Origin of the sequence: Streptomyces sp. NPDC007095 (assembly GCF_040634475.1) — a bacterium.
Lineage (GTDB): Bacteria > Actinomycetota > Actinomycetes > Streptomycetales > Streptomycetaceae > Streptomyces.
On record NZ_JBEYFS010000276.1, the window covers coordinates 1 to 14,213 of the forward strand.

A 14,213-nucleotide genomic window follows, 5' to 3' on the forward strand; every position below is an offset into this window, starting at 1 on the left:
CTCGTACTGGACGTACTTGGGTCTGTGCCTGGTGCGGTGAGAGTGCGTGCATGGCGTCGCGGGGCAGACGGGAATTTGACGACAGGGCCTAGCCCAGCGGGTGCATCCAGCCGTGCTTGTCCACGCTGATGCCGCGCTGGATGTCGAGAAGCGCCTCGCGCAGCTTCAGGGTGACCTCGCCGGGCTCGCCGCCGGACTGCTGCCACTCGGTGCCGGTGCGCTTGACCGTGCCGACGGGGGTGATGACCGCGGCCGTACCGCAGGCGAAGACCTCCGTCAGGGTGCCGTTCGCCGCGTCGCGCTGCCACTGGTCGATGGAGACGCGGCCCTCCTCGGAGGTGTAGCCGAGGTCGCGGGCGACGGTGAGGAGGGAGTCGCGGGTGACGCCCTCCAGGATGGAGCCGGTGAGGGAGGGGGTGATGATCTTGTCCCCGTACACGAAGTACAGGTTCATGCCGCCGAGCTCCTCGATCCACTTTCGCTCGACTGCGTCGAGGTAGCAGACCTGGTCGCAGCCCTTCGCCGCGGCCTCGGCCTGGGCGAGGAGGGAGGCCGCGTAGTTGCCGCCGGTCTTGGCGTCGCCCATGCCGCCGGGGACGGCGCGCACATGGTCCTCGGAGAGCCAGATCGACACCGGCTTCACGCCGCCCGCGAAGTACGCGCCCGCGGGGGACGCGATGACGAGGAAGAGGTACTCGTTGGCGGGCTTCACACCCAGGCCGACCTCGGTCGCGATCATGAACGGACGCAGGTAGAGGGACTCCTCGCCGCCATGGGCGGGGACCCAGGCGCGGTCCTGCTGGACCAGCAGGTCACAGGCCTCGATGAATGTCTCCACGGGCAGCTCCGGCATGCCGAGCCGGCGGGCGGAGGCCTGGAAGCGCCGGGCGTTCTTGTCCGGGCGGAAGGTGGCGACGGAGCCGTCGGGCTGGCGGTAGGCCTTGAGGCCCTCGAAGATCTCCTGCGCGTAGTGCAGCGTCATGTTCGCGGGGTCGAGGGAGAGCGGGCCGTACGGAACGAGCTGGCCGTCGTGCCAGCCGCGGCCCTCGGTCCACTTGATCGTCACCATGTGGTCGGTGAAGTGGCGGCCGAACCCGGGGTTGGCGAGGATCGCCTCGCGCTCCGCCGCGGAGCGGGGCTGCGAAGAGGGCTTGAGCTCGATCGTGGGCGTCGTCATGTGGTTGTCCTTCACCGGTTGTGTGTGACGGGCCGCGCTCACGCCCGTACTGCCAGTGGCCAGTACTAGGACGTCCGAGCATTCCCTCATTCCCGCGGCTCCGCGTTCGATTATCGCGCGCGCGAAGCCATGGACGAAACGGGGTGAAGACGGCCCAGGGGTTACCCAGGGGTTGTTGATGGTGACACCCGGCGAGGGCATAGGAAAAGCCGCCGGGTGCGGATGCGACCCGGCGGCTCCTACGGGAGGTATGTGGCGCGGCGGGTCAGCCGGCTACTCGTACGGCGAGCGCGTCGCCGATTTCCTCGGTGCTGCGGGCAGGCTTGCCCACGCGCTCGGCGAGGTCGGCCGAGACGGCGTCCTCGATGCGGGCGGCCTCGGCCTCGTAGCCGAGGTGGCGCAGCAGGAGGGCGACGGACAGGACGGTGGCGCTGGGGTCCGCCTTGCCCTGGCCCGCGATATCGGGCGCCGAGCCGTGCACGGGCTCGAACATCGAGGGGAACTCGCCGGAGGGGTTGATGTTCCCGCTCGCGGCGACGCCGATGCCGCCGGAGACGGCCGCGGCGAGGTCGGTGATGATGTCGCCGAAGAGGTTGTCGGTGACGATCACGTCGAAGCGCGCGGGGTCCGTGACGAGGTAGATCGTCGCGGCGTCCACGTGGATGTAGTCCGTGGTGACCTCGGGGAACTCCTCGGCCACCTTGTTGAAGACGTTCGTCCAGAGGTGACCGGCGAAGGTCAGCACGTTGTTCTTGTGGACCAGCGTCAGCTTCTTGCGCGGGCGGGCCTGCGCGCGGGCGAAGGCGTCCCGGACGACACGCTCGACACCGAAGGCCGTGTTGACGGAGACCTCGGTGGCGACCTCGTGCTCGGTGCCCTTGCGGATCGTGCCGCCGTTGCCCGTGTACGGACCCTCGGTGCCCTCGCGGACCACGACGAAGTCGATCTCCGGCTGGCCGGCCAGCGGGGTGGCGACACCCGGAAGGAGCTTCGACGGACGCAGGTTGACGTGGTGGTCGAAGGCGAAGCGGAGCTTGAGCAGGAAGCCGCGCTCCAGGACGCCGGACGGGACCGAGGGGTCGCCGATCGCGCCGAGCAGGATCGCGTCGTGCTGCTTGAGGGCGTCGAGGTCGGCCTCGGTGAGGGTCTCACCGGTGGCGTGGTAGCGCTTGGCCCCGAAGTCGAACTCCTTGGTCTCCAGCTTCACATCCTGCGGAAGGACGGCGGAGAGCACCTTCAGCCCCTGGGCCACGACCTCCTGGCCGATGCCGTCACCGGGGATCACTGCGAGATTGATGCTGCGAGACATGAAGGCACCGTACTCCGTGTCCCATGGAATGACACGAGGTGTCCGCCATCCGGACATCGTCGGGGTGTCGCGGATCGTATCGTCGACGTGCGTTCACCCGTACGTATGGCGGGCGTTGGGACTTGCTGGGAAGTTCACGGACATGGACCTTCCCGACTTCGGCATTCCGCAGCAGCTCGCGAGCCGGATGAGCATGGCGGAGCAGTACGAGTACCTGCGTACGAAGCTCACGAGGCGCCGCGCCCTGGTGTCGGCGGGTGCGTTCGCGGGCGGCGGGCTGCTGGCCGGCTGCTCGTCCCCGTCGGGGACGGTGACGCGCGGCCCCGCCCCGGGCACGAGCGTCACCGGGCAGGTGCACGGTTCCGTCGTCACCCCCTTCGGCCGGCATCTCGCCTTCGGCGCCGACCCGAAGAGCCAGATGCGGGTCTCCTGGCAGGTGCCGCTCGCGGTCCGGAGGCCGTATCTGCGGGTGGGCACGCATCCCGGACAGCTGAGCCGGAAGGTCGAGGCCGAGGTCCGCGCCCTGCACACGCCGGGGGTCACGGGAGTACGGCTGGCACTGGACCAGTACTACGTGCACGCGGCCCTGGACGGTCTGAAGCCCGGCACGACGTACTACTACGGCGTCGGCCACGACGGCTTCGACCCGGCCTCACCGGCGCACAGGCCGACCGTCGGCTCCTTCCGCACGGCGCCCGCGAACCCGGAGAAGTTCGTGTTCACCGCCTTCGGCGACCAGGGCGTCAGCTCGGCCGCGCTCGCCAACGACAAGGTGCTGCTGCGCCAGAAGCCCGCCTTCCACCTCCACGCGGGTGACATCTGCTACGCGGACGGGACCGGGCGCGGCAAGAAGTCGGACGGCTTCGACCCCGGGTACTGGGACCTGTTCCTCAAGCAGACCGAGCCGGTGGCGAAGTCGGTGCCGTGGATGGTGACGACCGGCAACCACGACATGGAGGCCTGGTACTCGCCGGACGGCTACGGCGGCCAGGCGGCCCGTTTCTCCCTCCCGGACAGCGGCTTCGACCCCCGGACGGCACCGGGCGTCTACTCCTTCACGTACGGCAACGTCGGCATCGTGGCACTGGACGCGAACGACGTGTCGTACGAGATTCCCGCCAACCAGGGCTACACGGGCGGGAAGCAGACGAAGTGGCTGGACAGGAAGCTGGGCGAGCTGCGCTCCTCGGCGGCGGTGGACTTCATCGTGGTCTTCTTCCACCACTGCGCCTATTCGACGTCCGCGCACGCCTCCGACGGCGGGGTGCGCGCGGCGTGGCTGCCGCTGTTCGCCAAGCACCAGGTGGACCTGGTGATCAACGGGCACAACCACGTGTACGAGCGGACGGACGCCGTGAAGAAGGGCGGGGTGGGCCGTTCGGTGCCGGTGGGCGGCTCGACGGATCCGACGCGGGACGGGATCGTCTACGTCACCGCGGGGGGCGGCGGCAAGGATCTGTACGGCTTCCCGTCGGGCGTGAAGGACAGCTACGAGGGGCACGTCGGACGCCACGAGTCCGTGAGCAGCTTCCACTGGACCAAGTCGCAGGACCAGCAGCGGGAGACGGTGGAGTGGTCCCGGGTGCGGTACGCCGGCTTCTCCTTCCTCTCGGTGGAGGCGAAGGCGGGCACGACGCCCCGGCTCAAGGTGTCGGCGCTCGCGGAGAGCGGCAGGCGCATCGACCACTTCGAGGTGCGGCGCGGTGGCTGAGCGCACGGCAGCGGCTCGGCACTCCGAGGTGCGGCGCGGGGCGTGAACCCCGCGCCGCACCCCGTGCGGGTGCGGCTCCCGGTATGAGGGGGGTGCGGGCGGGTCAGTGACCCGTCTCGCCGCCGTTGTCCCTGCGGTCGAGGGCGCGCTGGAGGGCGGCGGCCGCGTTCTTGCGGTCGGACTCGCTCGTGCGGGACACGTGGCGGACTCGGCGGACGGTCGTCTCGGCCATGATGAATCGACTCCTTGCTTCCGGAAGCGGCCCGGAACGGACCACCGGAAGTGCGATGAGGGAGGGATACGAGACGCCGGGGGCGGGGAGCGGCGCCGCAGGGGTTGCCTGCCAGGGGCTCCGGCTCACGACCGCCATTCGCTTGGTCTAGCGAGACGTTCGGCTCCTACAAAACTAAGCGAGGAAGGAGCATCTGTCTCCACAGTTAGTCGGACTTCCTACTATCTGAGACGGCGGGTTGGGTCACACGGCCCTGAGCTGGGACAACGGTTCGCGCGGCATCGCCCGCCGCCGGGTGCAGCCGCAGGGCGCCCGCAGCCGGAACGAGACACAGCACGCCGAGGACCACGAACGCGACGGCGTACGCCGAGCGCGTCCCGTCCGTCAGCGCCGCGCCCCCGCGCAGCGCGACGGCGGTGACGGCCACGCCCAGCCCCGCGGCCAGTTGGTGGGAGGTCGCGAAGAGGGCGTTGGCGTCGCGCAGCCGCTCCGGCGGGGTCTCGCTGAAGGCTATGGTCGCGTAGCCGCTGAGGCCGACCGAACGGGCGACACCGGAGAGCGCCGCGACGACCGCGATCACCGCGACCGGCGTCCCGCCCCGCTGCTGGAACTGGTGGCCCGAAAGGCACCCGGCGTACGGCTGCGGCTGCCGCCCGAGGGCGAGGAGGACCCGGCGGATCTGCGCACCCATGTCGACCTGGACGTGGGCGAGTTGCCGGACCCGCTGCCGCACATCACGGCGACACGGCGCGGCCGGGCGCACAGCGTGGTGGACGGCGCACCGGTGGCTGCGGGGGCGCTGGCGCGGGTGGCGGAGGAGGCCAGGTGCGTCGTCGAAAATTGATCCTATCTCTGATGCGGTTGGACGCCTTGACAGGCCCATCGCGCACCTTCACTCTCACAATCATCGGATGAATACAGGTGATGACTGCGAGAAGGAGGGTTCCTGATGTCGGTCCAGTTACGGGCCCGCACCATCGTGTTGACGCTCTGTTCCACCCTGCTCGCCACGGCGGTGGCGGCGCTCCCCGCCCGCGCCGAGGGGACGGCGCGGGCCGCCTGGGAGGTGAAGGGGCCGCACGGCTCACCGACGGCGGTCGTCGCGCTCGATCGGTCCGACGGACATCCCACGCTCGCCGTCAGACGCGAGGGCAGAACGGTCCTGGAGCCCTCCCCCCTCGGCCTCGTCACCGAACAGACCGACTTCTCCCAGGGGTTGACCCTCACCGGACGCTCCGAACGCACGATCACCCAGCACTACACGAGCCCCACCGGCAAGTCCCGCGACCGCGTCGCCCGCATGACCGAGGCCCGCTTCCGCTTCCGCACCGCCGACGGCGCCCGGCTCGACCTGGTGACACGGGTCGCCCGCGACGGCGTCGCCTACCGCTACGTCCTGCCGCAGAACCACGGCAACGTACTGCGCGAGGCATCCGCCTTCACCCTCCCCACCGGCGCGAACGCCCTCCTCGGCGGCTACCGCGCCGACAACGAGCTCCGCTTCACCCGCTACGACTCCGCGGCGGCGGCACCGGCGGGCGCGTACATGATGCAGGGCCTGTTCAGGACGGACGGGGGCAACGGCGCCGCCGCTGACGGCGACTACGCCCTGATCGCCGAGTCGGACGTCAACGGCACCTACGCGGGGGCCCACCTGACGCACACCGCGGACTCGTCGACGTACGGGCTGAGTCTCTGGAACGACGAGCCGATCCTGACGACCGGCCCGCTCACCACCCCCTGGCGCGCGCTCGTCACCGGTGATGTCGCGACCGTCACCGAGTCGACGTTCATCGACGACCTCGCCCCGGCGTCCCGGGTCCGCGACACCTCCTGGATCAAGCCGGGCCCGGCGCTGTGGACCTGGCTGGCGGGCGGCAAGGAGGCGGGGCAGAGCCTGGCCGCCCAGGAGAAGTACGTGGACTACGCGGCCGAGCGCGGTTGGCCGTACGAAGTGGTGGACGCGGGCTGGTACTACAAGACCGGCGACTGGGAGGTGATCGATCCCCAGTGGCAGACGGACAGCTGGATGCCGGAGCTGGTGCGCTACGCGGCGGCCAAGGGCGTGGGCATCCACGTCTGGCTGCACTACAGCCTGCTGACCGATCCCGTAGAGCGCGAGAAGTGGCTTTCGACCCTGGCGGGATGGGGCGTCAAGGGCGTGAAGATCGACTTCATGGACTCGGAGTCCCAGGAGCGGTTGCGCTGGTACGACGACGTGCTGGAGTCCACGGCCCGCCACCACCTCATGGTGAACTTCCACGGCTCGACGATCCCCAAGGGCATCCAGCGCACCTGGCCGCAGGTCATGACGATGGAGGGGGTCGGCGGCGAGGAGAAGCGCAACAACACGGCGGAGCAGCTGGCCTCGCTCCCCTTCACCCGCAATGTCATCGGCTCCATGGACTTCACCCCGGGCGCCTTCCACCGCCCGTACCGCCCGAACGTCGCCTCGGACGCGGGTGAGCTGGGTCTGAGCGTCCTGTACGAGTCCGGGATCCAGAACCTCTCCGGCACCCCGGAGTCGTACGACGCGCGGCCCGAGGCCCGCCGCTATCTGGAGCAGCTTCCCGCCCGCTGGGAGCAGACCCGGCTGCTGACCGGCGATCCGGGCCGCTCGGCGGTCCTCGCCCGGCGCGCCGCCGACGGCCGGTGGTTCATCGGCGGCACGTTCACGGGCGCGGCCCGCACGGTCGACGTACCGCTGCGGCTGGGCGCGGGCCGCTGGCTGGTGGAGACCCTGACGGACGGTCCGTCGGGCCTGGTGCGCCAGACGCGCGTCGTCCGGGGCGGCGGCACGCTGACCGTACCGGTCGTGGCGGACGGCGGCTTCGCGGCGCTCGCCTGTCGCGCCCACGAGGGCCGTACGACCTGCGAGAACTGACCCGCCGAAGCGTCCCACGCTCCCCTGGCCCGGCACGGGGTCGGGGGAGCCGTTCGTGCACGGCGACCGCCGACGGCTGAGCAGCGGATCGCCCACACGACTGATCCTCCGCGCGGCATGCGACATCGGGCTCCGGCAGGGGGAACGGTGACGTCATGAGCGACACGACCAAAGCACTGCTCGAGGGCGGCCCGGACGATCTGCCCGAGCGGATCGTCCCGGTCCCGCCTCCTGGAACGGACGTGAAGATCGAGTTGCGCGGTGGATACGAACACTTCAGGGCGACCCCACGGCAGGCGGACACGCCGGAAGGCAGGCTGCCCGTGTACGAGTGGTGGGAGCGGACGGAGTTCGCCGGGTGACGCCACCTCCGCCGCGGCGAGGGACGGCGGATCACCGCAACGCCGCCGTCACCGCCTCCCGAAAGCCCCTCGGGTCCTCGACCCACGGCAGGTGACCGGCCTCCGGCAGGATCACCCGGCGCACCCGGGGCAGCGCCCTCTCCAGTGAGTCGACCGCCGAGCGCGGCCTGATGTCGCGCGCCCCGTCGACGATCACCACGGGCAGGTCGAGCCTTTGGCAGGCGGCGTACAGCTCCGGGGTGCCCCAGGTTCTTCTCCGCTCGGCGTTGAAGGCCTTGTTGCACTCGGTGTTGATGTCGAACCAGCGCTCGGCCATCCGCCCGGCATGCTCCAGGTCCCGCTCGCGGTCCACGAACTCGGCGGACCACTGCAGCACCGCACGCTCCCGTTCCTCCGCCTCGGAGCGAACCGGACGGTCCGTCAACTCATGCCAGCGGGCCAGGCGTTCGGGGCACTCACCGAGCCGGGCGACGAGGTTCGCCTTGAAGCCGTCGAACCAGTCGGAGTCGGGTCCGATCCCCGTACCGCTCACATAGACCAGCGCGTTCACCCGCTCGGGATGGGCCAGCGCATGGCTCAGCGCCAGCTGCGCACCCCACGAATGGCCGAGCAGCGTCATCCGCTCCAGCCCGAAGTGCCGCCGTACGGCCTCCAGGTCGGCGACGAACCGCTCGCTCGTCCAGGGCCCGGCGGCGCTCCGCTCCGAGCGCCCGCAGCCTCGCTGGTCCCAGCGGACGACCGGAGTCACGTCGGCCAGTAGTTCCGTCACGTCGGTGAACATGTCCCACAGGCCGGGTCCTCCGTGGCACAGCACGAGCGGGGGGCCTGCACCCGACCGCTCCGCCCACAGACGTACTCCGTCGTCGGTCTCGACCGTCTCACTCCGCGTCCGGGCCATGGGGAGATTCTGCCCGCGGACACCCGGACACGGAGACGGACCGAACACGGAGACGGGTCGGACATGGAGACGGGCCGGACATGGAGACGGGCCGGGAAGCCTGCTCGGAGGTCGGGCTTCCCGGCCCGGGTTCGGAAGGGCTGATCAGCCCATGTGCGGGTACGTGTAGTCGGTCGGCGGGACCAGCGTCTCCTTGATGGCGCGGGTCAGCGTCCAGCGCATCAGGTTCTGCGGGGCGCCCGCCTTGTCGTTGGTGCCGGAGGCACGGCCGCCGCCGAAGGGCTGCTGGCCGACGACGGCGCCGGTCGACTTGTCGTTGATGTAGAAGTTGCCCGCCGCGTAGCGGAGCTTCTCCATCGTGTACGCGGCGGCCGCACGGTCGCCCGAGACGACCGAGCCGGTCAGCGCGTAGTCGGACGCCGACTCCATCTGGGTCAGCATCTCGTCGTAGCTCTCGGCCGAGCTGTCGTCGTACACGTGCACGGCGAGGAACGGGCCGAAGTACTCCGTCTTGAAGACCTCGTTCTCCGGGTCCGAGCACTCCACGACGGTCGGGCGCACGAAGTAGCCGACCGAGTCGTCGTACGAGCCGCCCGCGACGATCGTGCAGGTCGGGTCGGCCTTCGCCCGGTCGATCGCCGCCTTGTTCTTGGCGAACGCGCGCTCGTCGATGACCGCGCCGACGAAGTTCGCGAGGTCGGTGACGTCACCCATGGTCAGGTAGTCGACCTCGGCCGCGAACTCCTCCTTGAACCCGGAGTTCCAGATGGACGCCGGGATGTACGCGCGGGAGGTGGCCGAGCACTTCTGGCCCTGGTACTCGAAGGCACCACGGGTCAGGGCGGTCTTCAGGACCGCGCGGTCGGCGCTGGGGTGCGCGACCAGGAAGTCCTTGCCGCCGGTCTCGCCGACCAGGCGCGGGTACGAGCGGTACTTCTCGATGTTGTTGCCGACCGTCTTCCACAGGTACTGGAAGGTCTTGGTCGACCCGGTGAAGTGGATGCCCGCGAGGTCGCGGTGCTCCAGGGCGACCTCGGAGACCTCGATGCCGTCTCCGGTGACGAGGTTGATGACGCCCTTGGGGAGACCGGCCTCCTCCAGGAGCCGCATGAGCAGCACGGCGGCGTGGGTCTGCGTCGGGGACGGCTTCCAGACCACGACGTTGCCCATCAGCGCGGGCGCGGTCGGCAGGTTGCCCGCGATCGCCGAGAAGTTGAACGGCGTGATCGCGTAGACGAAGCCTTCGAGCGGGCGGTGGTCGAGGCGGTTCCAGACGCCCGGCGAGTTGGCCGGGGGCTGCTCGGCGAGGATCTGGCGGGCGTAGGCGACGTTGAAGCGCCAGAAGTCGACGAGCTCGCAGGGGCAGTCGATCTCTGCCTGCTGGGCGGTCTTCGACTGGCCGAGCATGGTGGAGGCGGCCAGCGTCTCGCGCCAGGGGCCTGCCAGCAGCTCGGCGGCGCGCAGGATGATCGCGGCGCGGTCGTCGAAGGACATCGCGCGCCAGGCCGGCGCGGCGGCGAGGGCCGCGTCGATGGCGTCCTGCGCGTCCTGCCGGGTGGCGTGCGCGCCGGTGCCGATGACGGCCTTGTGGTTGTGCGGCTGCACGACCTCGAAGCGCTCACCGCCGCCGAGCCGCTTCTCGCCGCCGATGGTCATCGGCAGCTCGATCGGGTTCTCCGCCAGTTCCTTGAGCTTGGCCTCCAGGCGGGCGCGCTCGGGCGAACCGGGGGCGTAGCCGTGCACCGGCTCGTTGACGGGGGTGGGGACCTGGGTCACAGCGTCCATGGTGTCCGTAACTCCTTTGTGAGCGGGTGGTTCGGGCTCGGCCCGTGGTTCAGCCCTTGGTCAGAATGCTGCGGGCGAAGAAGAGGAGGTTGGCCGGCTTCTCGGCCAGGCGGCGCATGAAGTAGCCGTACCAGTCGGTGCCGTACGCGGTGTACACCCGCATGCGGTGGCCCTCGGCGGCGAGCCGCAGGTGCTCCTCGCCGCGGATGCCGTACAGCATCTGGAACTCGTACTCGTCCAGCTTGCGCCCGGCCCTGCGCGCCAGCTCCTGCGCGATGGAGATGAGGCGCGGGTCGTGGGACCCGATCATCGGGTACCCCTCGCCCTCCATCAGGACGCGCAGGACGCGGACGTACGCCTTGTCGGTCTCGGCCTTGTCCTGGTACGCGACCTCGGCGGGCTCCTTGTAGGCGCCCTTCACCAGGCGGACGCGGCTGCCGCTCGCGGCGAGGCGGCGGGCGTCGGCCTCGGTGCGGTACAGATAGGCCTGGATGACGCAGCCGGTCCCCGGGAAGTCCTTCCGCAGCTCCTCGTGGATGGCGAACATCGAGTCGAGGGTGGTGTGGTCCTCGGCGTCCAGGGTGACGGTGGTGCCGATGGCGGCGGCGGCCTCGACGACGGGGCGCACGTTGGCGAGGGCCAGCTCGTGGCCGCCCTCCAGCGCCTGCCCGAACATCGACAGCTTGATCGACATCTCGGCCTTGGTGCCGAGGTCCAGCTCCTTCAGGTGCTCGATGAGCTCCAGGTACGCGTCCCGGGCGGCGAAGGCCTGCTCGCGGGTGGTGATGTCCTCGCCGACGACGTCGAGGGTGACTTCCAGACCCTTGGCGACGGCGTCCTGGACGACCGGAACGACCTGGTCGACGCTCTCACCGGCGATGAAGCGGGCGACCACCTGCTTGGTGCCGGGGGCCGCCGACACGAAGCGGCGCATCCGGTCGCTGCGCGACGCGGCGAGAATCACGGGACCCAGCACGGGGCACCTCCACAACAAGGCGAGCAGAAGGCCGTATCCCGACCATTCGGGTACGGCACGGAGAACCACCGTGAAACCTAAGGATCCCTCCGATCCTGAGCCATCGACAGCTGTCACGCATCCGTGCCCTGGATCTCAGACAGATGTATGAAGGGCGGCGGAATTGCGGGAGAATGCCCGGGTGAGCGGCGAACAAAGGGATCACAGAGAGCACAGGGACCACCGGGACCCCCGTGGCGACCACGGCGGCTATCAGGAGCTGGTCGACGAGATCTCGGCGCTCCTCGGCGTGCCCGCGACGCTGGAGAACCGGGACTTCGAGCTGATCGCCTTCGGCGCGTACGACAGCGAGGGCGAGCTCGACCCGTCGGCCCTGGACCCCGTACGGACCCGCTCGATCCTGACCCGTCGCTCCACGACGGCGGTCCGTACCTGGTTCGAGGGCTTCGGCATCACACGCGCGACGGCCCCCGTGCACATCCCGCCCACCCCGGAGGCGGGCGTGTACCGGGGCCGGATCTGCCTGCCGGTACGCCATCGGGGTGTCGTCCTCGGCTACGTCTGGCTGCTGGAGGACGACCCCGGGCCGTCCGAGGCGCAGCTCTCCGCGGCGATGGAGGTCGCCGCCCGCATCGGCGACCTGCTCGCGGACGAGGCGCAGGCGGGCGCGGACCTCACCCGCGAGCTGCGCGCGGTCCTCACCGCCGAGCGCGGCTGGCAGCGGGACATGGCGGTGGCCGAGCTGCGCACCGCCCTCGGCCCGCGCGGCGACGGCCTGCACGCGGTGGTGTGCGTCGCCCCCTGGCCCTCCGCCGACCCGGACGACGCCCCTTCGGTCCGTACGGTGCCGGGCGCGACCGCGCTGTGCACGGTGCCGTGGGGGACCACCGGCCAGGGCCTGGCCCTTCTGGTACGGCTGCGCTCGGCCGACGTACTGACTCCGGCACTCACGGCGGCGACACGCTTCGTACGGGAGGCGGACGGGGAGCGCGGGGGCGGCGGGCAGGGGGCGGGGGCCGGAACAGCCAAGGCTGACGGGACGGCCGTGGCCGCCGGAGTCGCCGGGGCCCGGGTGGGCCTCGCCGAGCTGGGGGCCGCCTGGCAGGAGGCGTCCGCCGCCGCCCGCGCCGTCCTCGCGGAGCCCCGCCTCGGCCCGGTCGCCGAATGGGCCTCCATCGGCCCGTACCGCCTCCTCACGGCGCTCCCCCCGGAGGCGGCCCACGACCCCGCCGTCCGCACCCTCCTCTCCCCCGCGCACCGTGAACTCGCCCGCACCGCCGAGGCGTTCCTCGACTGCGCGGGCCAGGCGGGGCGCACGGCGGCGGAGTTGGGCATCCACCGGCAGACCCTCTACTACCGCCTGTCCCGCGTCGAGCAGCTGACGGGCCTCGACCTGGACGACGGCGAGGACCGCCTGCTGCTGCACATGGCGTTGAAGGGGGCGCGACTGTAATGCCTGCGCGCGGCGATCAGCCGTAGGGTGTCCCGTCGAAACGCTCGCCGCGTGCTCAGGCAACGGTGCACCGAGCAGGGAGCAGGGGACCCGGAATGCCCACACCTCAGCAGAAGTTGACCATCAGTCAGGTGGACGCGCGTCGGCTTGCGCTGTCGCGGCAGTGGCTCGGCGGGGCGCGTCCGCCGGGTGACGGGGAGGGGCTGCGGGCCGTTCTGCGGTCGTTGCGCTATCTGCAGTTGGACCCCATCAGTGTCGTGGCGCCGAGTCATGAGCTCGTGGTGTGGAGCCGCCTCGGGGCGGGGGCCGGTTCGCATCTCGGCGAGTTGTGGTGGGGGGAGCGGTGGCTGTTCGAGTACTGGGCGCACGCCGCGGCCCTGGTGCTCACCGAGGACTATCCGATCCACCGGGTGTCGATGGACGGCTATCCCCCGAAGAACCTGTCGTTGACCAAGGTGTGGATGGAGGCCAACGAAGGGCTCCTGGAGCACATCCTCACCCGGCTCGCCGAAGGCACCCCGCTGTCCACCGACGCCTTCGAGGACCGCTCGGTCATGGAGTGGCCCTCCAGCGGCTGGACCGCGGGCCGCAACGTCGAGCGGATGCTGACCTTCCTGTGGCTTCAGGGCCGGATCATGGTCGCAGGACGCGAGGCGGGCCGGCGGTTGTGGGGCCTGCCCGACGCCTGCCTGCCGCCCGGCGCCGACCGGGTCGCGGTGTCGGCGCGGGAGATGGTGACCACGGCCGCGGAGCACACCCTGCGCGCCCTCGGCGTCGCCCGTCCTCTGGACATCAAGCAGTACTTCCTGCGAGGCAAGTACGACGGCCTGGCCGAGGTGCTGCGCACCCTCACGCAGGACGGTCGCGTCATACCCGTACGGGTGGAGGGGGCCACCTCGGCCACCGAGACGTGGTACGTGCACGTCGACGCCATGGCCGAGCTGGAGGCGATCCGCGCCGGTGACTGGCACGGTCGCACCGCGCTGCTCTCCCCCTTCGACAACCTCGTGGGCGACCGGCGTCTGACCGAACGCCTGTGGGGCTTCGCCTTCCGCAACGAGATGTACATGCCCAAGGCCAAACGGGAGTACGGCTACTACCTGCTGCCGATCCTCCACGAGGACCGCCTGGTCGGCCGTGTCTCGCCCCGTCGTGACCGGAACCGGGGCACCCTGCTGGTCGAGGGCCTCTACCTGGAGCCCGACGCCAGACCGACGGTGGCCCTGCGCAAGGCCGTCACCGGACAACTCGCCGACCTGGCAACCCTCGTGGGAGCGACCGACGTCGAGTACGGCGAGACGGTACCCGAACCCTGGCGCGCGGCCCTGCGCCGGTCCTAGGTCCTGTCGTCAAATTCCCGTCGTCCGCCCGGAGGGCGGGCCCTGCGGCGTCAGGTGCGTGCTCTCGGCGTGCCGGGCACAGGCCC

At 70.7% G+C, this 14,213-nt stretch carries 13 protein-coding genes; 6 read left to right on the top strand and 7 right to left on the bottom strand.

Going from position 1 to position 14,213, the window contains the following annotated elements; all coding sequences use genetic code 11:
* Positions 1 to 88: 88 nt before the first annotated feature.
* Together ABZ656_RS50535 and ABZ656_RS50540 are read right to left on the bottom strand one after the other, a co-directional pair.
* A complete protein-coding gene (locus ABZ656_RS50535; RefSeq protein WP_101400850.1) occupies positions 89 to 1,177 on the bottom strand; it encodes a branched-chain amino acid aminotransferase in 1,089 nt (362 codons plus the stop codon).
* A gap of 265 nt (positions 1,178 to 1,442) precedes the next feature.
* Positions 1,443 to 2,486 (bottom strand): 3-isopropylmalate dehydrogenase, encoded by a 1,044-nt coding sequence (locus tag ABZ656_RS50540; protein WP_054234560.1) that lies wholly within the window; start codon positions 2,484 to 2,486, stop codon positions 1,443 to 1,445.
* A gap of 142 nt (positions 2,487 to 2,628) precedes the next feature.
* On the opposite strand from ABZ656_RS50540, the gene ABZ656_RS50545 reads away from it, so the two are divergent.
* Positions 2,629 to 4,197 carry a metallophosphoesterase family protein gene (locus ABZ656_RS50545; RefSeq protein ID WP_360278436.1) on the top strand — a complete coding sequence of 523 codons (1,569 nt, stop codon included), beginning with the start codon at positions 2,629 to 2,631 and terminating at the stop codon, positions 4,195 to 4,197.
* Between the two features lie 103 nt (positions 4,198 to 4,300).
* Here ABZ656_RS50545 and ABZ656_RS50550 read toward each other — a convergent pair whose 3' ends face one another.
* Entirely contained in the window at positions 4,301 to 4,429 is a 129-nt protein-coding gene (locus tag ABZ656_RS50550; RefSeq protein WP_097286358.1) for a hypothetical protein, read from the bottom strand.
* Positions 4,430 to 4,634: 205 nt separating this feature from the next.
* Entirely contained in the window at positions 4,635 to 5,009 is a 375-nt protein-coding gene (locus tag ABZ656_RS50555) for a hypothetical protein (protein WP_360278440.1), read from the bottom strand.
* Between the two features lie 33 nt (positions 5,010 to 5,042).
* Here ABZ656_RS50555 and ABZ656_RS50560 point away from each other — a divergent pair, with 33 nt between their 5' ends.
* From ABZ656_RS50560 to ABZ656_RS50570, 3 genes are all read left to right on the top strand, one after another.
* Entirely contained in the window at positions 5,043 to 5,273 is a 231-nt protein-coding gene (locus tag ABZ656_RS50560; protein ID WP_360278443.1) for a hypothetical protein, read from the top strand.
* Positions 5,274 to 5,378: 105 nt separating this feature from the next.
* Positions 5,379 to 7,313: a glycoside hydrolase family 97 catalytic domain-containing protein gene (locus ABZ656_RS50565; RefSeq protein WP_360278446.1), complete on the top strand. Its 1,935-nt coding sequence runs from the start codon at positions 5,379 to 5,381 to the stop codon at positions 7,311 to 7,313.
* A 155-nt stretch (positions 7,314 to 7,468) separates the two neighbouring features.
* On the top strand, positions 7,469 to 7,675 hold the full coding sequence (locus tag ABZ656_RS50570; protein ID WP_054234564.1) for a DUF5988 family protein: 207 nt from the start codon (positions 7,469 to 7,471) through the stop codon (positions 7,673 to 7,675).
* A gap of 31 nt (positions 7,676 to 7,706) precedes the next feature.
* On the opposite strand, the gene ABZ656_RS50575 is transcribed toward ABZ656_RS50570, so the two are convergent.
* The 3 genes from ABZ656_RS50575 to ABZ656_RS50585 form a co-directional block, all read right to left on the bottom strand.
* Positions 7,707 to 8,573 (bottom strand): alpha/beta hydrolase, encoded by an 867-nt coding sequence (locus ABZ656_RS50575; protein ID WP_360278450.1) that lies wholly within the window; start codon positions 8,571 to 8,573, stop codon positions 7,707 to 7,709.
* Between the two features lie 144 nt (positions 8,574 to 8,717).
* On the bottom strand, positions 8,718 to 10,358 hold the full coding sequence (pruA, locus tag ABZ656_RS50580; protein ID WP_101400845.1) for an L-glutamate gamma-semialdehyde dehydrogenase: 1,641 nt from the start codon (positions 10,356 to 10,358) through the stop codon (positions 8,718 to 8,720).
* A 49-nt stretch (positions 10,359 to 10,407) separates the two neighbouring features.
* On the bottom strand, positions 10,408 to 11,334 hold the full coding sequence (locus ABZ656_RS50585) for a proline dehydrogenase family protein (RefSeq protein ID WP_101400844.1): 927 nt from the start codon (positions 11,332 to 11,334) through the stop codon (positions 10,408 to 10,410).
* A 259-nt stretch (positions 11,335 to 11,593) separates the two neighbouring features.
* On the opposite strand from ABZ656_RS50585, the gene ABZ656_RS50590 reads away from it, so the two are divergent.
* A complete protein-coding gene (locus tag ABZ656_RS50590; RefSeq protein WP_360278457.1) occupies positions 11,594 to 12,787 on the top strand; it encodes a helix-turn-helix domain-containing protein in 1,194 nt (397 codons plus the stop codon).
* Between the two features lie 95 nt (positions 12,788 to 12,882).
* Entirely contained in the window at positions 12,883 to 14,127 is a 1,245-nt protein-coding gene (locus ABZ656_RS50595; protein ID WP_360278454.1) for a crosslink repair DNA glycosylase YcaQ family protein, read from the top strand.
* Positions 14,128 to 14,213: the final 86 nt, after the last annotated feature.